At 68.4% G+C, this 21,279-nt stretch carries 27 protein-coding genes and 1 tRNA gene; 7 read left to right on the forward strand and 21 right to left on the reverse strand.

Going from position 1 to position 21,279, the window contains the following annotated elements; genetic code table 11:
- Positions 1 to 6: 6 nt before the first annotated feature.
- From DLJ53_RS21910 to DLJ53_RS36705, 18 genes are all read right to left on the reverse strand, one after another.
- Positions 7 to 468 (reverse strand): HK97-gp10 family putative phage morphogenesis protein, encoded by a 462-nt coding sequence (locus DLJ53_RS21910; protein WP_202913284.1) that lies wholly within the window; start codon positions 466 to 468, stop codon positions 7 to 9.
- Positions 468 to 788: a phage head closure protein gene (locus tag DLJ53_RS21915; RefSeq protein WP_111349265.1), complete on the reverse strand. Its 321-nt coding sequence runs from the start codon at positions 786 to 788 to the stop codon at positions 468 to 470. Before DLJ53_RS21915 ends, DLJ53_RS21910 begins: the two co-directional genes overlap by 1 nt.
- On the reverse strand, positions 788 to 1,375 hold the full coding sequence (locus DLJ53_RS21920) for a head-tail connector protein (RefSeq protein WP_111349267.1): 588 nt from the start codon (positions 1,373 to 1,375) through the stop codon (positions 788 to 790). The genes DLJ53_RS21915 and DLJ53_RS21920 overlap by 1 nt, the downstream gene beginning before the upstream one ends.
- A 5-nt stretch (positions 1,376 to 1,380) precedes the next feature.
- Entirely contained in the window at positions 1,381 to 1,560 is a 180-nt protein-coding gene (locus tag DLJ53_RS21925; RefSeq protein WP_111349268.1) for a hypothetical protein, read from the reverse strand.
- A 68-nt stretch (positions 1,561 to 1,628) separates the two neighbouring features.
- Positions 1,629 to 2,873, reverse strand: a complete 1,245-nt coding sequence (locus DLJ53_RS21930; protein ID WP_111349270.1) for a phage major capsid protein — start codon at positions 2,871 to 2,873, stop codon at positions 1,629 to 1,631.
- Between the two features lie 6 nt (positions 2,874 to 2,879).
- Positions 2,880 to 3,719 (reverse strand): head maturation protease, ClpP-related, encoded by an 840-nt coding sequence (locus tag DLJ53_RS21935; RefSeq protein ID WP_111349271.1) that lies wholly within the window; start codon positions 3,717 to 3,719, stop codon positions 2,880 to 2,882.
- Positions 3,691 to 4,974, reverse strand: a complete 1,284-nt coding sequence (locus DLJ53_RS21940) for a phage portal protein (RefSeq protein ID WP_111349273.1) — start codon at positions 4,972 to 4,974, stop codon at positions 3,691 to 3,693. Before DLJ53_RS21940 ends, DLJ53_RS21935 begins: the two co-directional genes overlap by 29 nt.
- Positions 4,974 to 6,770: a terminase large subunit gene (locus DLJ53_RS21945; protein ID WP_111349274.1), complete on the reverse strand. Its 1,797-nt coding sequence runs from the start codon at positions 6,768 to 6,770 to the stop codon at positions 4,974 to 4,976. Before DLJ53_RS21945 ends, DLJ53_RS21940 begins: the two co-directional genes overlap by 1 nt.
- Positions 6,767 to 7,258 carry a P27 family phage terminase small subunit gene (locus tag DLJ53_RS21950; protein WP_111349276.1) on the reverse strand — a complete coding sequence of 164 codons (492 nt, stop codon included), beginning with the start codon at positions 7,256 to 7,258 and terminating at the stop codon, positions 6,767 to 6,769. The genes DLJ53_RS21945 and DLJ53_RS21950 overlap by 4 nt, the downstream gene beginning before the upstream one ends.
- Positions 7,259 to 7,351: 93 nt before the next feature.
- Positions 7,352 to 7,687, reverse strand: a complete 336-nt coding sequence (locus tag DLJ53_RS21955; RefSeq protein WP_202913285.1) for a hypothetical protein — start codon at positions 7,685 to 7,687, stop codon at positions 7,352 to 7,354.
- Positions 7,688 to 7,844: 157 nt separating this feature from the next.
- Positions 7,845 to 8,219, reverse strand: coding sequence for an HNH endonuclease (locus DLJ53_RS21960; protein WP_202913286.1), 375 nt, complete (start codon positions 8,217 to 8,219; stop codon positions 7,845 to 7,847).
- A 122-nt stretch (positions 8,220 to 8,341) separates the two neighbouring features.
- Positions 8,342 to 8,983: a hypothetical protein gene (locus DLJ53_RS21965; RefSeq protein ID WP_111349277.1), complete on the reverse strand. Its 642-nt coding sequence runs from the start codon at positions 8,981 to 8,983 to the stop codon at positions 8,342 to 8,344.
- A gap of 350 nt (positions 8,984 to 9,333) precedes the next feature.
- Positions 9,334 to 11,865: a phage/plasmid primase, P4 family gene (locus tag DLJ53_RS21970; protein WP_111349279.1), complete on the reverse strand. Its 2,532-nt coding sequence runs from the start codon at positions 11,863 to 11,865 to the stop codon at positions 9,334 to 9,336.
- A gap of 30 nt (positions 11,866 to 11,895) precedes the next feature.
- Positions 11,896 to 12,747, reverse strand: coding sequence for a DUF2303 family protein (locus DLJ53_RS21975; protein ID WP_111349280.1), 852 nt, complete (start codon positions 12,745 to 12,747; stop codon positions 11,896 to 11,898).
- Positions 12,737 to 13,090, reverse strand: coding sequence for a hypothetical protein (locus DLJ53_RS21980; RefSeq protein WP_111349282.1), 354 nt, complete (start codon positions 13,088 to 13,090; stop codon positions 12,737 to 12,739). Before DLJ53_RS21980 ends, DLJ53_RS21975 begins: the two co-directional genes overlap by 11 nt.
- A 199-nt stretch (positions 13,091 to 13,289) precedes the next feature.
- Complete coding sequence (locus DLJ53_RS35305) at positions 13,290 to 13,439, reverse strand: hypothetical protein (protein ID WP_162409473.1); 150 nt, start codon at positions 13,437 to 13,439, stop codon at positions 13,290 to 13,292.
- The gene (locus tag DLJ53_RS21985) at positions 13,439 to 13,783 is read right to left on the reverse strand and encodes a hypothetical protein (RefSeq protein WP_111349283.1); all 345 of its coding nucleotides are present in this window, start codon (positions 13,781 to 13,783) and stop codon (positions 13,439 to 13,441) included. Before DLJ53_RS21985 ends, DLJ53_RS35305 begins: the two co-directional genes overlap by 1 nt.
- Before the next feature lie 594 nt (positions 13,784 to 14,377).
- Positions 14,378 to 14,635: a helix-turn-helix domain-containing protein gene (locus DLJ53_RS36705; protein WP_111349285.1), complete on the reverse strand. Its 258-nt coding sequence runs from the start codon at positions 14,633 to 14,635 to the stop codon at positions 14,378 to 14,380.
- A 95-nt stretch (positions 14,636 to 14,730) separates the two neighbouring features.
- On the opposite strand from DLJ53_RS36705, the gene DLJ53_RS21995 reads away from it, so the two are divergent.
- The 6 genes from DLJ53_RS21995 (at position 14,731) to DLJ53_RS22020 (ending at position 18,049) form a co-directional block, all read left to right on the forward strand.
- Positions 14,731 to 15,048, forward strand: coding sequence for a helix-turn-helix domain-containing protein (locus DLJ53_RS21995; RefSeq protein WP_111349286.1), 318 nt, complete (start codon positions 14,731 to 14,733; stop codon positions 15,046 to 15,048).
- An 84-nt stretch (positions 15,049 to 15,132) separates the two neighbouring features.
- Positions 15,133 to 15,381, forward strand: a complete 249-nt coding sequence (locus DLJ53_RS34840; RefSeq protein WP_146620060.1) for a hypothetical protein — start codon at positions 15,133 to 15,135, stop codon at positions 15,379 to 15,381.
- Positions 15,382 to 15,685: 304 nt separating this feature from the next.
- The gene (locus DLJ53_RS35310) at positions 15,686 to 15,814 is read left to right on the forward strand and encodes a single-stranded DNA-binding protein (RefSeq protein WP_162409475.1); all 129 of its coding nucleotides are present in this window, start codon (positions 15,686 to 15,688) and stop codon (positions 15,812 to 15,814) included.
- Between the two features lie 10 nt (positions 15,815 to 15,824).
- Positions 15,825 to 16,106, forward strand: a complete 282-nt coding sequence (locus DLJ53_RS22010; protein ID WP_111349292.1) for a hypothetical protein — start codon at positions 15,825 to 15,827, stop codon at positions 16,104 to 16,106.
- Between the two features lie 402 nt (positions 16,107 to 16,508).
- Positions 16,509 to 16,754 (forward strand): hypothetical protein, encoded by a 246-nt coding sequence (locus DLJ53_RS22015; RefSeq protein WP_146620061.1) that lies wholly within the window; start codon positions 16,509 to 16,511, stop codon positions 16,752 to 16,754.
- A complete protein-coding gene (locus DLJ53_RS22020; RefSeq protein ID WP_111349296.1) occupies positions 16,751 to 18,049 on the forward strand; it encodes a hypothetical protein in 1,299 nt (432 codons plus the stop codon). Before DLJ53_RS22015 ends, DLJ53_RS22020 begins: the two co-directional genes overlap by 4 nt.
- A 64-nt stretch (positions 18,050 to 18,113) precedes the next feature.
- Here the strand turns inward: DLJ53_RS22020 and DLJ53_RS22025 are convergent.
- Positions 18,114 to 18,187 (reverse strand) — tRNA-Gly (locus DLJ53_RS22025).
- 234 nt (positions 18,188 to 18,421) lie between these two features.
- Between DLJ53_RS22025 and DLJ53_RS22030 the strand changes: the two genes are divergently transcribed.
- Positions 18,422 to 19,402, forward strand: a complete 981-nt coding sequence (locus tag DLJ53_RS22030) for a LysR family transcriptional regulator (RefSeq protein WP_162409477.1) — start codon at positions 18,422 to 18,424, stop codon at positions 19,400 to 19,402.
- 24 nt (positions 19,403 to 19,426) lie between these two features.
- Here the strand turns inward: DLJ53_RS22030 and DLJ53_RS22035 are convergent, their stop codons facing one another.
- Both DLJ53_RS22035 and DLJ53_RS22040 read right to left on the reverse strand, forming a co-directional pair.
- Positions 19,427 to 20,179, reverse strand: coding sequence for an SDR family NAD(P)-dependent oxidoreductase (locus DLJ53_RS22035; protein ID WP_111349299.1), 753 nt, complete (start codon positions 20,177 to 20,179; stop codon positions 19,427 to 19,429).
- A 61-nt stretch (positions 20,180 to 20,240) separates the two neighbouring features.
- A complete protein-coding gene (locus DLJ53_RS22040) occupies positions 20,241 to 21,269 on the reverse strand; it encodes a transketolase family protein (RefSeq protein WP_111349892.1) in 1,029 nt (342 codons plus the stop codon).
- Positions 21,270 to 21,279 lie beyond the last annotated feature (10 nt).

Genomic DNA, 21,279 nt, shown 5'->3' on the forward strand with positions numbered 1-21,279 from the left:
TGGTCCCTACCCGGCCCCGCCGGCCCGGGCCCGCTTGCGCGCCAGGCGTTGCGCCGACTTCTGGATCTCCATCCAGAGGTCGTCCTTGATGCCGCCAAGCATCTGCATCTTGCCGGCGTCCCATGCGGGTCGGGCAAACGGCTGCGCCGGCTCCTTGAAGGTGCCGAACTCCTGGGTGACCGACTGCGGGTTCGTGCCGGCGCCGATGAACCATTCGACGGCGGTGGACGAGCCCCATTTGCGGTGCATGGCCTTCTGTCGTCTGGACAGGCGTCCGATCGGTCCATGATCGACGGACCGCCCCAGGGCGCCAGTCCGCACCGGCGCAAGCGAGGCCATGTTGATCGCGATCGGCTCGGCGCGCTTCTTGAGGACACGCCGCAGCACGTTCTTGCCGGTCGCCTTGGGCAGCTCGCCGAGCGCCTTCTCGAGTTCGCGCAGCCCCTCGATCCTGACCTTGAGCGCCATCACTCCGCCCTCGCGGTCGCATCGATCTCGGTGACCACCCGCCGGCCGATCTCGCGCACGTCGACGATGTTCCAGACCCTGCCCTCGTAGATGAGGCGGTCCTTCACGGTGACGTCGGGCCGATACCGGATCTGGAAGGACATCACCGCCGACCCATTCACCTCCGCGGCGGTGAAGCGCTCGGCGCCGCGGTTCGGCCGTGCCTGTGCCCAGACCGTTGCAACCGGATCCCACCGCAGCAGGTCCGCACCGAACTCGTCCTTGCCGATGACGGTCGCGCGTTCGAGCGTCACGCGGCGGTCCAGCTTGCCGGCACGCATCAGATGAGGATGCCGCGGATGGGTGCGAGCAGTGCATGCACGTTGAAGCTCGACGGGATCGACGCGACGGACACTCCGATCGCGGTCCCCTCCCGGTTCTCGTACCAGGCCCCGATCAGCAGAAGCATGGCCTGGCGGAGGGGTGCAGGAACGTCGCCCGGCGCATCGCCGTAGCCGGCGGTGTACCGGACGAAGACGCGTTGATCGGCCTCGGTGCGAGGGACGCTCGTTCCCCGGAGAGGCACCAGGCACCCGTGGTTGGTGTCGACGCGATAGCCGGACAGGTCGACTGACGATGCGACGGTTCCGTCCGCGTCCACGACGACGAGCGACACGACGTTCTGGAGTGGCCCCACCTGCAGAGCGAGCGGTCCGCCACGCCAGGCGGTGACGTCCTCCTCCCAGGTCTGCGTGATGATCGCCTTGCCGAGGATCCCGTGGTGACCGTCCAGATACTCCGTCGCGGTCCGGACGAGATGCTCGATCAGTTCGTCCTCGTCGTCGTGGTCGACGCGCAGATGCGCCTTCGCTTCGGCGAGCGTGACGGGAGCGTCCGCCGGTGCGGCGACGCGATAGGGCCGCCCCATGGGACTTACCCCTTCCGCTTGCCCGAGGCGGCGGTGCCGTAGGGCGTCAGGTCGACACCCGGCGGCAGCGAGCGCGCATGCTTCGCCGCCTTCTCCGCGAGAATGGCGGCTTTCCGCTCGGCGGCGGCGGTTGCCGCAGCCTCGGCCTCGGGCTGCTCGGCCGGCGTGTCCTTGGTCTGAACCATGGATCCTGTCCTTTGTCAGAGGGAGGGCGCGCCGGGGCTGGCCCGGCGCACTGGTCGCGTTGACCGGCTTACGCGGCGGCCATCTTGAAAAGCCGCAGCACTTCGGGATTGAGCAGGCCGCCGCCGACGCGCTTCGTGGTGTAGAAGTGGACGTACGGCTTGTTGGTGAACGGGTCGCGCAGGACCCGCACGCCCACCCGGTCGACGATCAGGTAGCCGCGGCGGAAGTCGCCGAAGGCGATCGGGATCGCCCCGGCCGCGATGCTCGGCATCGCCGGCATCTCGGTGATCGGGTACATCAGCAGCGTCGCCGGTTCGCCGGCCTGGTAGGACGGCTGCCACAGGTAACGGCCGTCGCTGTCCTTCAGTTTGCGGACCTCCGCCTGGGTCGTCCGGTTCATGATGAACCGCGCGCCGGTTGAGAACTCCGTCGGCAGGTCGTAGACGAGGTCGATCAGCTCGTCCGGATCGATCGCGGTCGTGGCGGCCGCGTCCACCTGCGGGATCGCGCCCCACGGATGCGCCGCGGCGTTCGCCGCTCCGGCCGCGTAGGTCAGGAGCCCGTTCGGCTTGTTCGTGCCGTTGCCGGAGACGAAGGCGATGCCTTCCTGGTAGGCGAACTCGAGCTCGACCTCGCCGGACAGCCACGCCTCCAGATTCACCGCCGCGTCGTCGAGCATCTGCTGCGTCGCCGCCGGGTTCGCGTAGATCTCGCCGGTGGTGTAGGTCAGCGAGCCGAACGTCGGGGTCCCGGTCTGCGGCCGGGCCGCATTCTCGCCGACCCAGCCGGACGTCGTGCCGCGGGCGTTGAAGAGCTTGGTGAAGCCCGCCGTCGAGATCTGCTGGACCGCCGCGATCGAGCGCATCGGCGAGACCTGGACGAGCTGGTCGGTGATCGTCCGGTCCCACTCCACCGGCGCGAGGTAGCCGCCCTCGTCGGCCGCGCCCTTGTTGAGCGCCGCCTTCACGTCGCCCTTGCGGAAGTGCGCCCGGAACGCGTCGGTGTACTCGGCGTCCTTCACCTTGTCGTCGGAGCCGCCGGCCCCGCCGAGCTTGAGGGCGGCGATATCGCTCACCGCCGTATCGAGCGCGGACTGCAGCTTGCCGACGTCGGCGTTGATCCGGTCGACCTTCTCCACCCGCACGACGTCGTCGAGCCCCTTGCGCAGATCCCCGATCTGCGCGGCGTGCTCGTCCCTGAAGGCCGCGAAGGCCGTCTGCAGCTCCGCGAAGATCGCCCGGGGGTCGCCGCCCGCGTCCGCGCGCACGGCCACGATGCCGCGCATGTCCCGCGGCGCCTGGTGCATCGTCATGTTGGATTACCCTTTGAGTGTGTCGAGTAGGGATCGCGCTCCGGCGATCCACGATGCGTCGGCGTTGCGCGCGACGTCGGCGGCGGCCTTGCGCTCACCGCCATGGATCTCGCGCAGAAGCCTTTCGCGTTCCGCACGAGGAAAACCCTGCCGGGCGAGGGCCTGGCTGACGCGCTTCATCGCGCTCGCCGGGCCGCCCTCGTCCTTCGTCTCGAGATCGGCCTCGAGCAGCGCGTCGGCGAGACCGACCTCCACCGCCCGCTCGCCGTTGAACCAGGTCTCGGCGTCCATCCAGCCGGCGGCCTCGGACCGCTCCACGCTCGCTTTCGCCGCGTAGACCGCCGCCATGGCGTCGTCGAACGGCTCGATCGTCGCGGCCGCCGAGCGCAAATCGTGCCGGTTGCCGACGGCGACGACCCAGGCGTTGTGGACCATCAGGAACCCGGCGCGGCCGATCGCCAGCTCGTCGCCCGCCATCGCGATCACCGAGGCTGCGGACGCCGCCAGACCGAGAACGCGCACCCGGACCGGTCGGCTGTCCTGGCGCAGCATGTTGTAGATCGCGACGCCCTCGAAGAAGTCGCCGCCCGGCGAGTTGATGTCGACGGTCACCGTGTCGGCCTTGATGGACCGGAGGGCCGCGCCGACCCGCTTCGCCGTCACACCGCCGCCGCTCCAGTAGTCCTCGCCGATCATGTCGAGGATGCTGATGACGTTGTTGTCGGCATCGGCGGCCCGCACGTTCGATTGCCAGCGGTCCGCGACCTGCGGGCGCGAGAGCGGGTCGAAGGCCTGCACGCTCGCGGGCCGCGCGACCTCAATCGCCGGCGTCTGACGTACCGTCATCGTCGTCCTCGCTGGTTGGGGCCGGAGCGGCGCCGGGCGCCGCCGGCAGGTCGTCGCGCGGACCGAGCTCCATCAGCTCGCGCACCTCGTCCTGGTGCATCCAGGGAGCATGGCCGCCGGAGCCGAGCGCCTTGGCGAAGAACTCGCCCTGGTCCTTGAGATTGCCGCGCTCCAGGGCGCCGGCGTTGAACTTCGCGTAGAAGAGATCCTGCTCGGGCGGCGTCAGGAGCCGGAGCGAGATGGCCTGCTCCCACGCGGCGAACCACGGCGCCAGGCAGTTGCGCACGAACGCCTGGCCGAGCACCTCGATGCCGGTCCCCCACGACGTGTCGTCGACCATCAGGAACGGCCGCGGAACGCCGAAGGCGCGGGCGATCTCCTCGATCTGGTGGCGCCGGGTCTCCAGGTGCTGGTTGTCCTTCGCGCTCGGCGTCAGCGTCTTGGCGTCCATCCCCTCCTCGAGGAGAAGCCACTTGCCGGCATTCTCCGCGCTGGAGTAGCGCTCCTCGATGCTGGCTTTCAGCCGAGCCAGCGCTTCGGGGCTCAACGTCCGGCCCTCCGGCAGCGTGAGCGCCCCGCCCACCATCATGCCCTTGGAGAACATCCGCGCCGCGGCGTTCTCCGCCTGGAGCGACAGCCCGATGGCCTCTGCCGCCTGCTTCACCGTCGACAGGCCGCGAAGGCCGTCGAGCGACGGGCCGCGGAGGTGGAAGACGTCCGGCGCCGGCAGCATCGTCTCGCCGCCGCCATCGCGCGACCAGCGATAGGTCACCTTCCAGCTCGCATCCTGCTCGACACGCACCCGTGCCGGGTCGAGCGGGATGAGCCGCCGCACCTCCTGCCCGCGCCGCACCACGAGGGCATAGGCGTTGCCGTGGACGAGCGCGCGGGTCTGCATCAGCGAGCGGAAGTCGAAGGCCGTCTGCCAGTCGTTCGGCTGCCGATAGAGGACCGCGAAGAGCGGATGGTCCACCGCCTTCGCCTTCGCCGCGTCCGTCCTGAAGAGGTGCAGCGGCAGCATGCCGATCGACGAGCTGATGAGGTTCACACACCGCAGGACGGCCGTGTTCCTCATCGCCGTCTCGACCGTCACCGACGCCCCGCTCTGGGTCCGGCCCCCACCGCGCATGAACTGCGCGAGGTATGGGTCGGTGAGCCCCTCGAAGGTCGCGATGTCGCCCGACGCGCGCACGGCGCCGATGTGAGCCGGGCCCGCGGCGCTGGCGAAGCGCCGGACAGCGTCGAGAAGACCCATCAGAGCACCAGGACCCCGCGCCCTTCGTAGACCGAAGGCTGCTGCATCTCATCCCGGCACGTCGCGATCCCGATCGCCATGGCGAGCGAGACCATCCCGTCGATGCGCCCTGTCGCCTTCGCCTTGTCGAACATGCGGTGGCCGGACCGGTTCTCCGCGTACCGGGTGGACCCGGCGCAAAAGTTCATCATCTCGTTGCGCCGCACCGTGAGGCGCTGGTCGTAGACCGCGGCCTCGAGCTTGTTGATGCTGTCGGGCATCCAGAGGTACGTCTCGTCGAGACCTTCCGGCATGTCCGGCAGCGACTCCAGGACCTTCCGCTGGAAGCCCTGCGGGTGGACGACGATCGGCAGCCTGGCGCCGATCTCCTCCAGATGCTCCCGCAGCTGATCGAGACCGTACTCGTCGCAGCCGTACTGCACCGGATGATACCGGGCGTTGATCTCCGCGAGGGCCGACGCGAGCCAGCGGTAGGAGACCCGATTGCCGGCGACCGGCTCGATCCATCCCTCCCGCGCCCAGACCGGATAGGGCGGCCCGTCCACGCGGCTCCGCTGCTCCATCGTCTCGTCCGGCGTCCAGAACCAGGTCGCGCTCGCCAGCACCCACGCGTCCGGCGTCGGGTCGAGGACCCACACCAGCGTCAGCGCGGTGAAGTCGCGCGTCCGGGACAGGTCGAGCCCGCCGTAGCAGGGATAACCCGCCTCGGTGAGGGCGTCGGGGTCGACATCGCCGACGCACCGCATCCAGGCTTCGCGTGAGAGCGCCGCGGTCTCGGCGTGGGTCCACTGGCAGAAGTGCAGCCGCGCGACGCCGTTGCGCTTGCCGGGCATGAGCCGGGCCTTCTGCACCTCGCCGGCAAGCCAGGCCTCGGAGATGGTGACGTTGAGCAGCGGGTTCGCCTTGATCCAGCAGGACGGGTCCGTCTCCCACTCGTCGTCCTCGTCGAGGCTGCACACGAACGCGAAGGTGCGGTCGTCGATCGGATTGCCGGCCGCCCCTTCGGTGACCGTCGCGACCGCGTGCATGTGCTCCTCGTGGCAGATCGATCCGACGTCGTGACCGGCGTTCGTCGCCATCGCCAGCAGCGGCTCGCGGCGGAACTTGAACCCCGCCTCGAGCATGTCGATCATCGCCCGGTCGCGGTGCTCGTGGACCTCGTCCACCAGCGCGAAGTGCGGCCGGGGCCCCGACTTGCGCTTGTCGGCGGAGATCGGCTTGAAGAATCGCCGGTCGCCGCTGCGGCCCCGGTAGACGAGCTCCCAGACAGGATCGATCCCCATCTGCTTGATCCGCCGCGACAGCGCCGGCGACTGGTTCGCCATCGCCACAGCATCGCGGAACAGGACCATCGCCTGGTCGCGGCTCGAGGCGGCGGCATAGACCTCGGCGCCCGGCTCGGGATCCACGCACAGGCCGTAGAGCCCCAGCCCCGCGAGCAGCGGCGACTTGCCGTTGCCCTTGCCTTCCTCGTCGTAGAACCGCCGGAACCGGCGGGAGCCGTCGTCGCGCCGCCAGCCGAACAGCGAGCCGATCCGGAACGCCTGGCTCGGGTGCAAGGTGAAGGGCTTGCCCTCGAACTGCCCCCCGTTGAGCCGCAGCACCGACGGGAAGAAGCGCAGCGCCGCACCGGCGGCGTCCCGGTCCCACCGCAGTCCGCGCGCCGCCCCCGTGTCGAGGTCGACGAGGTGCCGACGCGCCGCCGAGCGGATGTGCGGTCCCGCCACGATCCGCCCCGCCTCGACATCCTCGGCCCACGCCGTCGTGGGGTCGAGCTCGGCGGTCCCCTCGGTCACGCGAAGTCGATCCCCTCGGGCTCGTCGAACATGTCCGCCTGGCCGGCGGTGGCCGACAGCAGCGCCCGGTCGCTGAACGGGTCGCCGCCGAACCGCTCGATCAGCGAGCGGAACTGCCCGAAGGCGACGTTCATCTGCGCCACCTCCGGCCGCGACTTCTGCTGCAGCCCGTTGCGCGTCATGCTGGCGTACGTCTCGCCGTTCTCGACGAGGAACGCCCGCAGCCGCTCGTAGCGGGCCCGCGCCTGGCAGGCGAGCTCGAACGCCGGCACGAAGATCGGCTTCAGCCGCCCGACCTGCGGGTGCGCGTAGAGCGGCGCCAGGCGGTCCCACACCGCGGCGGTCTCCTCGTCCATGCCATCGGGACGGAGCGCGACGGCCGTCGCCTCGGCCCGCTGCAGCAGACGCACCTCGCGCTCCGCCGCGGCATCCTCGTTCGCCTCCGTCAGCGGGACGACGTTGTCGATCGTGGGTCGGCGTCCTCTCATGGATGTGTTCCTCGACCGCAAGCTCTGTCACCAAGGCATGCCTTGCCAACGGAACTCACTTTCAATCGTGCGAAGGTCAGGGTCGGCCGACGGTCAAAGGTCAGCGGCGGACCTGTCGGCAAGCACTTTCAAGCTGCGAACGGTATATTGAAGCTCGTTCTGATCGCAGGTGTATTCGCCAATGGTCCCACGGGTCGTGTACCGAGAACAGTTAAACCCGTCCTCGATGTCGTTGTACCAGATCACGTACTGACCGAAGAGGCCTACCACCCAGAATCCGCCGCCGGCATCCCCCCAAGGCGGACACCGCCATTTTTGCGGCTCGACCTTTATGGCCTCCCAGAACTGACGTTCCGGGAGCGACAAAGCGTCAATGGCGCGGCCGATCTCAGCCGATAGGTCCGCGCTCGATATGGGGTGCCAGCTCATCACAGCATCCTCGCGTCACACGATCATAACTTCCAGCGGCGACGGCGGGCTTTCTCTCCTGAATTTCGGCTCGTTCAAAAAAAAGGGCCATCCACCGGTCCCGCTCTGACGGGCTCCAGAGATTGGACCACCCCCTTCCCGTCGACGACGCGGCCGGTCAGCCGGCATTCGCGGGGTGGCGCGGGTCGCTCGGCCACCCGTCCGCGTCGACCGCGTTGGAGTAGCCGCGCCGCTCTTCGGCCTGCACCTCGGCATCGTGGCACGGAGCGCACAGCGACTCGTGGTTCGCCGGGTCGACGAAGAGATCCCAGTCCCCGCGATGCGGTGCGCGGTGATGAACAACAGTTGCCGCGACCACCTCACCGCGGACGAGGTGCCTCTCGCACAAGGGCTGCCGGGAGAGTTGCGTGTCCCTCAGCCGCTGCCAGACCGCGAGCTTGTACCAGCGCCGCCACGGCTGAGCGGAACGCCGCCGCGCATCGTCGGCGCGGCCGCGGGCGACGTCTCGCTCAGTCCGCGCGACCTTCACCACCGTACCCCCAACGCAAAACGCGCCCCGGAGCGTCGCTCCTGGCGCGTTGTTCGAACCCAGTTGTGGAATGTGCCGGAAAGGTGCCCAACCATATGACACCTGTCAAGCGGTGTTCCAGGCCGTCAAGCGAGATACACCCGGCGCAGTGTGCAGTGGGCGACGCGCATCAGGTGATCGAGCGCGCGGTCGCCGTCAGCATCGGCCATCGGGCGATAGTCGTCCGAGTGGCTGGAGACGATCCCGACCCGGCGCACGGGACGCTCCCAGGCGTCCGCCAGTGCCTCGAGCCCCAAGCGGAGCATGTACGACACCGCCGTCCGCTGGGCCCGACCGGACGAGCCGTGGATCTCGGCGGCAGCCTCCTCCACGGTCCGCCCCTCACCGATCACCGACCGAACCACGCGGCTGACTGGCCCCAGCACGGCATCGGCTTCACGGAGCACCCGGCCCGCATCGAGCCGACTGGCGGTCACGCCATCCCCACGCCGCCCGTCGATCGTGTCCTTCCCGAGAAGGCAGGCGAGGTCAGCGTGCGCCACGTCGTAGGCCCGCCGATACGTTGCGGCAGCCGCCTGCTGCCGGGCGTCGATCATCCCCCGGGCCGCCAGCCAGGCGACCGTGTCCGACACGACCGTCACGCGATCGACGCCCCCGTTGCCGTAGGGGTTCTCGACCTGCGCCGTCGTCGTCCGCCGCGCCTCGGCCGCCGTCTTGCCGGCGGCCCCAGCCGCTTCCCTTGCCTTCCGCACCTTCGACTTCGCCATCGTCGTCTCCACCGAGCTCAAAAAACGCTGTTGCGAGGGTTGCGAGGGTCTGCGAGGGTCTGCGAGGGTCCCAAACCCAACCCTCGCAGCCCGATTTGCCAATCTTTTCATATACTTCTCTCCTCTCTGCGAGGGTTGCGAGGGTTTTCTATAGGTGTGTGTGTGAGAATCGTTCTCTCATGAGAGCTGAGCCCTTACGCGCGCGTACGCGTACACGGGAAACCCTCGCAACCCTCGCGCCTCATCCCTAATCCACTGCGCATATTGCCTTTTTCCCCCTCGCGACCCTCGCACCGAACTCTCGCAACCCTCGCAACCCTCGCGCGGCCACCGACACACCAGATCTGGTGTCACACGAGAGGCGCATCGGCCGCATCGGACACCATTGGAACATCTTGCAGAATGACATCGAGATACTTCATCACGCGCCCTCTCTTCTTCTGGATACGCGTATGCGCCATCTCCTGGGCGAACCGCTTCTCGCTGAACGGCCGCATGCCGTTCGCCTCGGCCCACGCCACATATGCGCCGTAGAAGGCGCGTGCATCGACATCGTTGCCGGGCCTGGACACCACGCACGCCTTCACGAACTCGCCGACCGGGTCCATGTCGGATCGGTAATCCTCCGTCGCCGCAACGACGCCTTCCGGTGGCTTCAGCCCCTCGTTAAGGTAGCCGAGCAGCCCCTCCAGCGCCCAGTTCAGGATGCCTGAGGCCTCGGCCCCGAACTCGGCCAGCACCTCGCCCATGGGCCGCCGCTCCGAAGGCAGGAGGGTCTCTGTCCAGGGGACCAGGCACACGCGCCGAAAGACGGCGTAGTCCGAGCCTGTCGCCTGCGGCTTGTGATTGCCGGTCATCATCGCCTTGAAGACTGAGTTCAGCTCGATGAACTTCTGGTGCAGATGGCGCACGAGCAGCGGTTCACCGCCGGTGACGAGCTTGATCGTCTCTTCCTTGAGCGGCTGCCCGCGGGGCAGTTCCGCGATGAGGACAAAGCGCACGCCGGTGAGGCGAGCCCACTCCGGTGTCGCCTGGTCGCCTCGCCGAACCTGATCGCCCGTCACGGCCTCGGCCGGAAGCGACGCCGCGTAATCCCCCATCAGCCGCCTCAGCGCCTCGCAGAAGGTTGATTTGCCGTTCGCGCCGAAGCCGTGGTTGAAGATGAGCATCTGCTCGCCCGTCAGGCCCGTCAGGGCGTAACCGGCCCATCTTTGCATCCACCAGCGGATGGCCGGATCGGGCAGGAATCGCTTGCAGAACGCCTCCCACTTCGGGCACGAAGCCCCCGGATCGTAGGCGGCCGACATGACCTTCGAGATGTGGTCCCGCTGGTCGTGCCGATCGAGCCGAACCGACCAGATCTTGCGCTCGACATCGGGGTCGGGGCACTCGGGATCGACGGCCTCGACCAGGCGCAAGGTGCCGTTCTGGACGTTGATGGCGAGCGGCTCGGCGTCGAGTTCAGGCACCGTGATCGTCGCGTGGGTTGCCGCGACGCCCATCATCCCGGCGAGCTTCCCCGAGTTGCCGCTTTGCACCGAGTGGCGGATCCGGCTGGCTCGGCGTTGCTTCTCGGCCTTGTCGATCGCGTCCTCGCTCTCGCCCCGCGCCTCCATCGCCGCACGCTCGTCGTCGTCGATCTTTACGAGCGGCACCTCGAGGCGGATGCGGCTGGCCGTATCCTGAGCCATCCGGCTGACGGCCTCGTCGCCGCCGTCGACGTTCCAGCGCTTCCCATCCCAGACGGACCACCCGACGTTGCGAACGTGCAGGACGTGATCGCCGAACCACTCGAGGAGCCGGTGACCGTTGCCGGTGTCGTTCACCTCCAGCTCGGCGCACCGCTCCAGCGTGGCGCGGTCGAACCCGCCCCCACCGCCGCCGATCGTCGGCCCCCCACCAGGAGGCTGACCACCACCGCCGGCGCCGTCACTCCGAGGCGGGATTTGCGAGCCACGGGAACGCCATTCATCAGGGGACCGGGTTCGTGCTGCCTCGATTTCGGAGAGATCACGCGGCGAGGCGATCCCGGCGCGAAGGCCGGACTGAATGGTGCCGCGGCTCTTCTTCCGGTTCGGCCATTGGGCCGCCACGTCATCGAGCGCGGCCACAACGACGCTCTCGGAGAGCGCGCCGGCGCCGACCAGCTGGCCGAGCGCATAGGCCGTCGCGTTCAGCGTCTCGTTTCGCTCGCCGTTCGGCGCGGCGGCCGCCTTGCGCACCTCGGCGTCGAGGGCCGCGAGGGCGTACTTGCGCACCCGCTCCGAGGCCTCCACGGGCGCGCCGCGCGGCCGCGGCGGCTCCTCCTCTCTCGCGAACTTGCCGCGGCGCAGGATGCAGTCGATCAGCTCGGCCGGCGCCGCCGTGAGACCGCGTGTCGGGCCCGAGCGCCACTCGTAGCGGCGGCCATCGAGCATGATGGACGGCGGCGCGATGACGTACCCGCCCTCTCCCCGGACATCGACGTGGGCCGGGAGACCGGAGCGCGTGCCGGACCGATTGCCGAGCTTCTCGCCGGCGCCGAGGGTCGGCCAGGAATAATAGAGATGCCAACCACCCGATTGCGTGACGGCGACAATCGGCTCGCCGAGCGGTGCGCCGATCAGCGCCTCGAGCTCGTCCCAAAGCTCCGAGCAGCTCTTCTCTCGAGGGTCGAGGTCGACGACGAAGGCCCCAAGGCCGGGCCCCGTCGGGAGCCCGATCAAGGCCTCGGGCCAGCGTCCCCACCAGCCCCGAATCGTCCCCGCGTCGGTGGAGGCATCCTTCAGGCCGTGCTCGGTGAGTGGTCGCTTCGAACCCTTGGCCTTGTCGGCCTCGGGATTGCACGGGAAGACCGGCCACCCGCGTTTGGCGAGCGCCAGGGCGGCGTCGAGTATCGTCATGGCAGAGCGTCCGTCAGCAGCGCGGCTGGATCACGAGATCCGGCCCCACCAGACCGGGGTGCTGAGCGTCTCCTCGATCCCCCGCACCGTCTCGCAGAAGAGCTCGCGCTCGACGAGTTCCTTGCGGTGGATCACCAGCAGGAACGACAGCTTCCCGTTCGGCGCCCGCGTGCGCAGGAACACCTTGATCTCGACGCGCTCGCCGCCCTCGAACACCGGCACATGGATCGTCATCTCGGACGGCGCATGGACCGTCTGGTCGCCGGCCTCCTCGTCCGAGAAGGACATCGCGACGGACCCGTTCGTCAGGTTCATCTTGCGGCTGAACCTGGTGGAGCGGATCGAGCGGAACTCGGTCACCATTTCCAGCACGTCGGCCGCCGCCGGACGCACGATGTCCTGGGCGTTCTCCTCGAGGAACTCGAGCAGCGCCTCCTGATCGATCGCCCGCCGGTGGAGGTCCGCCCAGCGCTGCCACTCCACGGACTTCGGCGCCGCATAAACCAGACGGTGCGCCAACCGGCCCGGCGCCGGATCGGCATACTCCGTCTCGTCGGAGCCGGCGTCGTGATAGTCCAGCACCGCGGTCAGCACGCCGTGGCGGACATCGGCGAAGAGCCGCGTCTGCGGGGTCGCGAACGCCTCGTAGTACAGGGTGAAGGAATCGGCCTCGTCGACCGAGATGACCTGGCTCACGTGCGGCAGCAGCGGCGGCACGATCGGCGCGAGCCGCTCCAGGCTCCAGCCGGGCGGTACGAGCCGAACCTGCGAGCCGTCGGGGCCGTCCGGAAGGCTCTGACTGGTTGCCGCCACGACCTGCGCGGCCATCGCGCTGACCCGGTCCATCTCGCGGCCGGAACCGCGCGTCTCATCAGTCGTCATAGCCCTTCACCTTTCGTGCCTGGCGCGGTTCAGCGTCATCGGATGTGGCGAGCCGCGGTTCGAAGATGTCGCTCTGGCGCGGGTCGTGGCGCTGCAGCGACCCCGTGCTGGCGACGAAGAAGACGTTGTCGCCGCGGGCGCGCCGCGGCAGCCTGGTGCTGACGTCGCCAGCGACCTTCACGGTGGCGCCGCCGTTGGGCGACACGCTGATCTTGAGGGTGAGCATCCCGGCCTTGCCGGTCTCCTGCACGGCCTCGACGAGCGCGCCGAGCTCGTCGGACACCTCGTCAAAGAAGTCGCCACGGTTCATCTCCCGCAGCACGTCCGCGATTGGCCTCGCCATCCCGGTCTCCTGTCTCGGGTTCGTCGGAAGGCGGCCTGGCGCGCCGGTCGGGCGCCAGCCGGGCCACCTCGAAACACGAGCGGCAACACCACGGCCCCCGTCCGAGCCGATGCGTGGCGTACGCGCCGCAGGCGCAGCGCAGCGGCTTCCAATCCCCCGCCGCGTCGCGCTCGTTCATGGCCCCGCCCGCCGGACCGTCTCAGTGATCCAGCAGGTCGACGCGCTGGCGGCCGCACCAGCGGCACCGCCGCACGACCGCGATCATCCGGTTGGCGCAGGACGTCTCCCACTCGTCCACGTCGTCGTGGCCGATCAGCCGGCAGAGCAATGACCGGAGCCCGCGCGGCATTAGTTCCCCGCGCCTTCGGCGGGAAGCATCGAGAGGACGAAGAGGTGATGGAGCTCCTCGAGCGCGGCCTCCTTGTCGGCGAGCGCCCGGCGGAATGCCGGCGGGTCACTCCCAGCCGCAAGCACCTGGCGGGCGATGGCATCGATCAGGCGCTGCGCGGCTTCGCTGTCGAGAGCTTGCATGCAGCCGAGGACGACCTCGGCGAGAAGCGTCATCGCCTGGACGTGAGGGACGTTGAGATGCCTCGCCAACGCCTTGGAGGCATCGCGCACGAGCGGTTCGGCCAAGAGCCAGGCGCGGTCCGCCTCGTCCATCATCTCGCGTTCGGTGGCGGCCGCGTTCATCGGCTGCCCTCCATGGGTGGAGGGCCTGCCATAGGGCGGTGCACTTCGACGAAGCCGCCGCGGAGTAAGAGGGACAGGGACGACCCCCTGTCAGTTGGCTCGCCGAGCCCTCGGGAGGATCGGTCGGCGAGGATCGCTGCGGCCGTGATCGCAGCGAAGAGGATGAGTGCGCCCGCGATCGTCATGAAGAACTCGCCGTCGGGCTCGCGACAAGACGATAGCCACCCCAGCCTTCGATCGGGCAAGAAGCCGGAGGCACCAGGCCTCCGGCAGTTGCGCCGGTGACCACGGTAGTGGGAGGAAAGCTTGCCCGGCGGGTCTTGGAGAACGTTTCACATCCAGTTGAAGTTTCGCGCTCCTGTTGGGCTGCTGTTGCCCATGTCCGCACTTTGGACATAGTCGCCACCTGAGAAAGGCCGTTACCCTTCGCCCACATGCCAAACAAGGGAGCGGCTATGAAACGCCCATTCGAACCAGGCACGAATATCGATCTATTTGTTACGGGAGCGTACTGCGAGAGAGTCGCTCCTGGAGCTATTCGAATACTATGGACGTCGCGGCGGGCCGATATTTCAACGTCGAGTGCATCCATCGTCATGACAGATGACCTTCTTCGTCAGACGCTGTGGCAGATCTTGAGAGAGACATCCCCGGAACTGTCTCAATCCAGTCACTGAACGAAACGAACCCCTCGGTGAGTTCGTGCAGGGCGACTTTCAGATCCCATTCTACCTGGCCGCCATTCTCGGCCCGGGAGATCGTGGACTGACGCCTGCCAAGCTTGGTGGCAAGCTGAACCTGTGTAAGCTTGTTCAGCTTCCTCCAGTGACGGATTTTGTCAGCGGCTTGCATGGTCGGGAATATCTACTAGGTAGGTATACCGTGTCAACCAATAATCCGGATCACTCGTGACATCGATATCGACCACTGGGCCTACCGTAAGGTCTATGCCGAGATCGCCATCGCAACTGTCCCTAGGAAAGCCCTCAGTCCGCTCTCGCCGCCGTGCGCGAGGTTGGACGCAAGTCGATCTCTCGGTTCACAGTGGAGTGAGCCAATCCGTAATTTCCGACTTTGAGCGCGGGAAAACCATTGAGTGGCCAAGCATTTTCGCGATCGCCGAGGCGCTCGAGTGTCAATGGCAGGAGCTGTTCATCGATCCGGATTCTCCCGACTTCAACTTGCTGATGGCGGACGCCACCCCGGAAGAGCGGCGGCACTATTTCGATACCTTGAAGATGATGAAGTCAGGGCCTCGCCGATAAAATTATCGCCTGAGTACCGAATTATCGTTGCACTCGATATCGACTGATGCCATATTCATCCTGTCACGATGACAGGAGGCTCATGTGCTCCGCACGAACGACCAACATTGCACTCGGGCGCACGGCCGCGCTGCCGCCAACGCCTCTGTTCCCCTTCTCTATGCGCCTGAGGCAGGGTTCGATCCCGCAACGGTCGCCCTAAGGTTCAGCCGCCAGGCCCGCCGCGAAAGCGCGGCCAAGGCGCTCGGATGGTCGCTCGCGGACTATCGCGACGTCACGGCTCAGTCGCTAGCCATCGCAGATGAAGAAGCCGACGTCGCGGGGCATGCGTGATGGCAAACCAAGCCGCACATCACGAAGACGCCGCCCCCTGGCTACTCTCCGCGATTGACAGCACCCTGACGCAGCACATCGCGGCGGGTTGCTCGCGCCGTGAGGCCGCCGGCGAGGTTGTCAACGACCTGTCTCAGGCGCTGGGCACCCTCCTCGGCGAACTGGCGACGTCCGAGCAGGACCTCTTCAATCGCAACGCATACACCGGCCGCCTTACGCAGGCCGCAGCGCGGGTCGCCTACAGCCGCGAGGTCAGGCGCGCGGCTCGCGTAGTTTGCGCTCCGCCTCACCCACGGAGGCTACGGTGAACCGCGTCCAGCTGATCGGCTACGTCGGCGGCGCGCCAGAGACCCGCCAAACTCCCAACGGGACGCACGTCGCCACGTTCCAGAGCTCGAACCCCGCTCCGTTTGACGACGATGTTCCGTTCTGAGGACGCAGCGATGACCGGCCTCTGCCACACCTGCCCCTACCGTAAGGCCCTCGCCCTAAACGCGGGGACCGAGTACCTGCCACCGCTGCGCCCCGTTCCGGTAATGCAGCATTCCGATTGCCTGACGTCGGCCGCGGCTGACATGCTCGCGGCATTGCGGGCGCTGATGGATCACGACGGCGTCGTTGCCGCCGGCCTAGACTGCGCGTTGCGTCGCGAGGTGGAACGGTTCGAGGCCGACGCCTGTCGCGCCCGCGCCGCCATTAGAAAAGCGACCGGACAGCCGCGATGAAACCCGCAGCCCTCCCGCCGCGGCGCAACGTGATCATCGGATACTCCGCAGCGCTTGCCGCTTCGGCCGCGATCTGGACCGGGCTGATCGCCGGCATCGCCTGGGCGATCGGATAGGCAACGGGCCAGGGGGACGGCGGCTGCGTTTGACACCCTCAACCGCGTCCACCTGAAGACGTCGACCCGGCGGCGGCCCGAAGTCCCGGGGACAATTCGAGGCAAGCGACAGTGCGGATGACACCCGCGACTTGCGTCCGAGCCCGCCGGCTGTCGCTCAGGGCGTCTCTGCGAGGAGCTCGCCGTTTTGCCGCCGCAAGCACTTACTGGCGTGCGGGAGCGACGTTGCGCGACATGCCACGGCTCCGGCGTCGTGCCGGCGCACTGTTGGGGAAGGAGAACACGGATGAGCGCGAAACACCGGCCAGCTGTCGTCCCCTCTGGATCGTGGCCCGCTCGAATGGGCTCGGCGATGGCGGCCGGGTACGTCGGTGAGGTGAGCGTCGAGGCGTTCCTATCCCGCGTCGGATCGGAATACCCTGGACCCGTGGTAGCGGAAGGCAGGCGGCGGCTGTGGCTGAAGAGGGATCTGGATCACGCGATCGGAAACGCGACGGAAGAGATGGTGGCCGACGCCGCAGACATCCTGTGAGCATCAAGGTCAACCTGCCGCGCTATGTGATTGTGCGGCCACTCTCCGGAGGCAGGAGCGGCTTCTATTGGAACCCGCCGCATCGCGACAAGGCGCGCGCCACGAAGGACGGGATCACCTTCCCCTTCAACATCATCGCCCTCGGCGTCGACCTTGGCCAGCGCGAGCTCGACGACGCTGCGCGGACATGGAACGTTGCCCTGGACGAATGGCGCGCCGAGCTGAACATCATGCGGGACGCCAGCAGCGTCCTGCCGTCGAAATATGGGACCATCGACTGGCTGATCGACCAGTACGTCAAGAGCCGTGACTACGCGGCGAACGTCAGCGACCGAACCGCCAGGACCTACAGGAACGTCTTCAAGCAGGTCGGCAACCTGCCGACGAAGTCGGAGCAGACACCCCGCTTCGGTCAGGTCTCGACGAGAAGCATCACCCCGCGTGCTGCCGACAAGATCTATGAGGCTATGTGCGAAGGCGGGAAGTTTCGCCGGGGCGAGATGGCCATCAAGCAGATGCGCCGCGCCTGGGACGTGGTCGGGCGCCTCTACCCCGACACGATGCCGACACCGGAGCGGAACCCCTGGCGCGGTGTCGCACTGGTACGGCGCGCTTCAACGCCGAAGGCTGCGGTGACCCGGGACGTGGTCTATCACTTCGCGGAGGAGGCGTTGCGCCAAGGCAAACCGGAGGCGGCCGCGGCGGCCGTCGTGTGCTTCGAATGGTTGCAGCGTCCCGAGAACACGATCCAGCACTTCACCTGGGCGAGCTACGATCCACCGGCGCATCGCGGATGGGTCAGCGTCCAGCACCACAAGACGGGCGTGGAGGGCTGGCACCCCCTGGCCGATCCCCGGACGGGCGAGCGGCTCTATCCGGAAGCGGAAGCTGTGCTGGCGTGTGTCCCTCGCCGGGGCCTCCTCGTATGTTTGAACGCCGGCGGCAAGCCTTACGCGACGCAGGCCTTTGCCAAGCTGGTGGCGCGCATCCGCGACAAGGCACTCAGGGACGATCCCGAGAGGAATGCCGCGCTGACGGGCTTCACCCTCGACGCCTGCCGACATGGCGGCATGACGGAGCTCGAGGAGGCCGGCCTGACCGAAGGCGAAGGCATGGCGCTGTCGGCCCACAAGCAGGCGAAGGCCTATCACGGATATGCGAAGCGGACCCAGGAACGGGCGGTTGGTCCGTCGCTGAAGCGCCGCGCCTTCCGTGTCGCCGCGGAGGCCCCAAACGGCACGTCCGAGAACGCCGGGCAAACGACCGGTAGAAACGCGTCAGCTGACAGCGGTTGAAACGGCACCATGCACGAACGGGGAACGAAAGGCTCAAGCCGCTGATATCGCTGGCAAAGGCGGGTGGAGCGGGTGAAGGGAATCGAACCCTCGTCATCAGCTTGGAAGGCTGTTGCTCTACCATTGAGCTACACCCGCATTCCGGGCCGTGTCGCCGACCGTGGCGGCGCGGCGCGACGCATACCGGCCCCGGCCGGAGGCGGCGCAGAGCCCGATCCGCCCGGGCAAGACCGGCGGCGAGGCGACGGTCCTCGACGCGACACTCCATGCCTTCGCACGATGACATGGCGTTGGCAAGCTGGCACGGGCGGCCGCCGCCGCGCCCGTCCACGGCCATGGCGCGGCACCCCGCCACCCCCTAAGCTCACGCCGATGAGGGACCTCAATCTCAAGGCGACCGAATACTTCGAGGCCGTCGCGCGGCTCGGCAGCGTGACCCGCGCCGCGGACGAGCTCGGCGTCTCGCCGTCGGCCGTCAGTCAGCAGATCGGCCACCTCGAGGCGCAGTTCGGCGTGCGGCTCTTCCGCCGCGAGAAGCGCCGCCTCATCCTCACGCTGGAGGGCGACCGGCTCTACCAGACAGCGACCCAGGCGTTCGGCGCGATCCGCAACGCGCGCAGCGCGATCACCCGGCAGCGCGACCTGCGCACCCTCGTCATCCGCGCCAGCCCGAGCTTCGGCGTGCGCTGGCTCTGCCCGCGCATCGCCGACTTCGCGGCCCAGAACCGCGACTTCGCCATCCGGATCGACGCCACGCCCGACTTCTCCTCGTTCGAGACGGAGGCGATCGACCTCGACCTGCGCTACGGGCTCGGCGGCTGGGCGGGCCTCTCGGAGACCGGCATCCTCGACGACATGGTGCTGCCGCTGTGCAGCCCGTCCTACCGCGACGAGCTGATGCGCCATTCCGGCGACCGGGCCGAGCAGCTCGCGCAGGCGCGGCTCATCGACAGCGTCAAGGGCTTCTACCGCTGGGACCTGTGGCTCGCCGCCAACCGGATCAGCCTGCCGAGCCTCACCTTCCCCTTCCGCTTCGACCGCTCGTCTATGTCCATCGAGCTCGCCAAGCAGGGCGGCGGGCTCACGCTGGACAGCGTCAACCTGTGCCTTCCGGAGCTGATGCGGGGCGAGCTGGTCCCGTTCGCGCCGGAGTTCGAGGTCGTCTCGTTCCGCGCCTACTGGGTCGTGTGCCCGGCGCGCCACCTCAACCGCCGCATCGTCAAGCGCTTCGTGGAGTGGCTGTCGCAGGCGTGCGCCGCGCACGAGACGCAGGCGCGCGCCTTCCTCGCCGGGGCCGGATGCACCGTCCGCACCGGGGCGGGCCCGGACTTCTTCGAGCCTCCCCCGCGCTAGACGGCCGGATGCGGACGCTCCGCGTCAGTGGATCAGCGAGCCACCGTTCACATCGACCTCCGTGCCGGTGCAGTAGGCGGAGAGGTCCGAGGCGAGGAAGAGGGCGCAGCCCGCGACGTCCGACGCCTCCCCGGCCCGGCCCATAGGGATCCCGGCGATGATCGACTCCAGCATCTGCGGCGTCAGCGCGCCGGCGGTGATGTCGGTGGCGATGAAGCCGGGGCAGATGGCGTTGACGCGCACCCCGTCGGGGGCGAGCTCGCGCGCCATCGCCTTGGTGAGGCCCAGGATCCCGCCCTTCGCCGCCGAATAATGCGGCCCGCCGAAGATCCCGCCGCCCCGCTGCGCGGAGACCGAGCTGAGGTTGACGATCGAGCCGGACCGGCGCGCCCGCATCCCCGGAATGACGGCCTGGCTCATGTAGAGCGTGCCGCGAAGGTTCACGTCCAGCACCGCGTCGTAGTTCGCCGGTGCGATGTCCATGATCTTCAGCGGCTGGGTGATCCCGGCATTGTTGACGAGGATGTCGATCCGACCCCAGCGCTCCTCGAGCGCCCTCGCCGCCGCCTCGCACGCGCCCTTGTCGGTGACGTCGCAGGCGAGGCCGACGTGGTCCGCGCCCAGGTCCGCGGCGACCCGCTCCGCCGCCGCGGCGTCGAGGTCGAGGATCGCCACCGTCGCGCCGTGCTCGGCGAAGAGCCGTGCGGTGGCCCGGCCCAGGCCTCTCGGGCTCGCCGCGCCGGTCACGACGGCATAGCGGCCTTCCAGCAGCCCCATAGTTCCCCCCACAGTTGTCGTTGATGGCGGCGCCGCCCCGGGGGAGCGCCGCGCGGCGGTGTCAGAGCCAGCCCTTGATCCGTGCCGCGACCTTCGCGACGGAGAGGCCGTACATGTCGTGAAGCGTCGGCAGCGCGCCGGCCTCGAGGAACATGTCCGGCAGGCCGATCATCCGGAACGTCGGCGTCACGCCGTTCGTCAGCAGCGTCGACGCCACCGCCTCGCCGAGGCCGCCGATCACCGTGTGGTTCTCCGCCGTCACCACCAGGCGCCCGCCCTTGCCCGCCTCGGCGAGGATCGTCGCGGTGTCCAGCGGCTTGATGGTCGGCACGTGCAGCACCGCGACGTCGATCCCGTCCGCGGCCAGCGCCACCGCCGCGTCGAGCGCGCGCATCGTCATGAACCCGGTCGAGACCACGAGAACGTCGCGCCCCTCGCGGATCATCTGCGCCTCGCCGAGCCTGAACCGGTATCCCGGCTTGTGCCGGCTCAGCACCTTCGGCACCTTGCCGCGCAACAGCCGGCAGTAGACCGGCCCGTCGTGCGCCGCGACCTGCGGCACCATTCCGGCGATGTCGTCCGCGTCGCACGGGTCGACGATCGTGAGGTTCGGCAGGCCGCGGAAGATGGCGAGGTCCTCGGTCGCCTGGTGGCTCGGACCGTAGCCGGTGGTGAGCCCGGGCAGCGCGCAGACGATCTTGACCGGGAGATTCTCCTCCGCGATCGCCATCGCGATGAAGTCGTACGCGCGGCGCGAGGCGAACACGGCGTAAGTGGTCGCGAACGGGACGAAGCCTTCCCGCGCCAGTCCGGCGGCGGCCGACATCAGCGCCTGCTCGGCCATCCCCATCTGGTAGAAGCGATCGGGCATCGCCTCGGCGAAGACGTAGAGGTCCGTGTATTTCGACAGGTCCGCCGTCAGCCCGACGACCTTGTCGTTCGACTTCGCGAGGTTGACGAGCGCGTGGCCGAACGGGGCGGCGACGGTGTCGTAGCCCTCCGCCGCCAGCGACGCGATCATCGCCGAGGTGGTGAGCGCCTCGCCGTCCGCGCTGCGCGGGACGCGGCGCGGCTCGTACTTGCGGGCCATGGATGCGAGC

It is taken from the genome of Acuticoccus sediminis (assembly GCF_003258595.1).
GTDB classification, from domain to species: domain Bacteria; phylum Pseudomonadota; class Alphaproteobacteria; order Rhizobiales; family Amorphaceae; genus Acuticoccus; species Acuticoccus sediminis.

What these genes read in the sequence shown, in the direction of transcription:
- DLJ53_RS21910 (WP_202913284.1), bottom strand. Translation starts at nt 468, where the DNA reads ATGGCGCTCAAGGTCAGGATCGAGGGGCTGCGCGAACTCGAGAAGGCG.
- DLJ53_RS21915 (WP_111349265.1), bottom strand. Translation starts at nt 788, where the DNA reads ATGCGTGCCGGCAAGCTGGACCGCCGCGTGACGCTCGAACGCGCGACC.
- DLJ53_RS21920 (WP_111349267.1), bottom strand. Translation starts at nt 1,375, where the DNA reads ATGGGGCGGCCCTATCGCGTCGCCGCACCGGCGGACGCTCCCGTCACG.
- DLJ53_RS21925 (WP_111349268.1), bottom strand. Translation starts at nt 1,560, where the DNA reads ATGGTTCAGACCAAGGACACGCCGGCCGAGCAGCCCGAGGCCGAGGCT.
- DLJ53_RS21930 (WP_111349270.1), bottom strand. Translation starts at nt 2,873, where the DNA reads ATGACGATGCACCAGGCGCCGCGGGACATGCGCGGCATCGTGGCCGTG.
- DLJ53_RS21935 (WP_111349271.1), bottom strand. Translation starts at nt 3,719, where the DNA reads ATGACGGTACGTCAGACGCCGGCGATTGAGGTCGCGCGGCCCGCGAGC.
- DLJ53_RS21940 (WP_111349273.1), bottom strand. Translation starts at nt 4,974, where the DNA reads ATGGGTCTTCTCGACGCTGTCCGGCGCTTCGCCAGCGCCGCGGGCCCG.
- DLJ53_RS21950 (WP_111349276.1), bottom strand. Translation starts at nt 7,258, where the DNA reads ATGAGAGGACGCCGACCCACGATCGACAACGTCGTCCCGCTGACGGAG.
- DLJ53_RS21955 (WP_202913285.1), bottom strand. Translation starts at nt 7,687, where the DNA reads ATGAGCTGGCACCCCATATCGAGCGCGGACCTATCGGCTGAGATCGGC.
- DLJ53_RS21965 (WP_111349277.1), bottom strand. Translation starts at nt 8,983, where the DNA reads ATGGCGAAGTCGAAGGTGCGGAAGGCAAGGGAAGCGGCTGGGGCCGCC.
- DLJ53_RS21970 (WP_111349279.1), bottom strand. Translation starts at nt 11,865, where the DNA reads ATGACGATACTCGACGCCGCCCTGGCGCTCGCCAAACGCGGGTGGCCG.
- DLJ53_RS21975 (WP_111349280.1), bottom strand. Translation starts at nt 12,747, where the DNA reads ATGACGACTGATGAGACGCGCGGTTCCGGCCGCGAGATGGACCGGGTC.
- DLJ53_RS21980 (WP_111349282.1), bottom strand. Translation starts at nt 13,090, where the DNA reads ATGGCGAGGCCAATCGCGGACGTGCTGCGGGAGATGAACCGTGGCGAC.
- DLJ53_RS35305 (WP_162409473.1), bottom strand. Translation starts at nt 13,439, where the DNA reads ATGCCGCGCGGGCTCCGGTCATTGCTCTGCCGGCTGATCGGCCACGAC.
- DLJ53_RS21985 (WP_111349283.1), bottom strand. Translation starts at nt 13,783, where the DNA reads ATGAACGCGGCCGCCACCGAACGCGAGATGATGGACGAGGCGGACCGC.
- DLJ53_RS36705 (WP_111349285.1), bottom strand. Translation starts at nt 14,635, where the DNA reads ATGCAAGCCGCTGACAAAATCCGTCACTGGAGGAAGCTGAACAAGCTT.
- DLJ53_RS21995 (WP_111349286.1), top strand. Translation starts at nt 14,731, where the DNA reads ATGCCGAGATCGCCATCGCAACTGTCCCTAGGAAAGCCCTCAGTCCGC.
- DLJ53_RS22010 (WP_111349292.1), top strand. Translation starts at nt 15,825, where the DNA reads ATGACCGGCCTCTGCCACACCTGCCCCTACCGTAAGGCCCTCGCCCTA.
- DLJ53_RS22015 (WP_146620061.1), top strand. Translation starts at nt 16,509, where the DNA reads ATGAGCGCGAAACACCGGCCAGCTGTCGTCCCCTCTGGATCGTGGCCC.
- DLJ53_RS22030 (WP_162409477.1), top strand. Translation starts at nt 18,422, where the DNA reads ATGAGGGACCTCAATCTCAAGGCGACCGAATACTTCGAGGCCGTCGCG.
- DLJ53_RS22035 (WP_111349299.1), bottom strand. Translation starts at nt 20,179, where the DNA reads ATGGGGCTGCTGGAAGGCCGCTATGCCGTCGTGACCGGCGCGGCGAGC.
- DLJ53_RS22040 (WP_111349892.1), bottom strand. Translation starts at nt 21,269, where the DNA reads ATGGCCCGCAAGTACGAGCCGCGCCGCGTCCCGCGCAGCGCGGACGGC.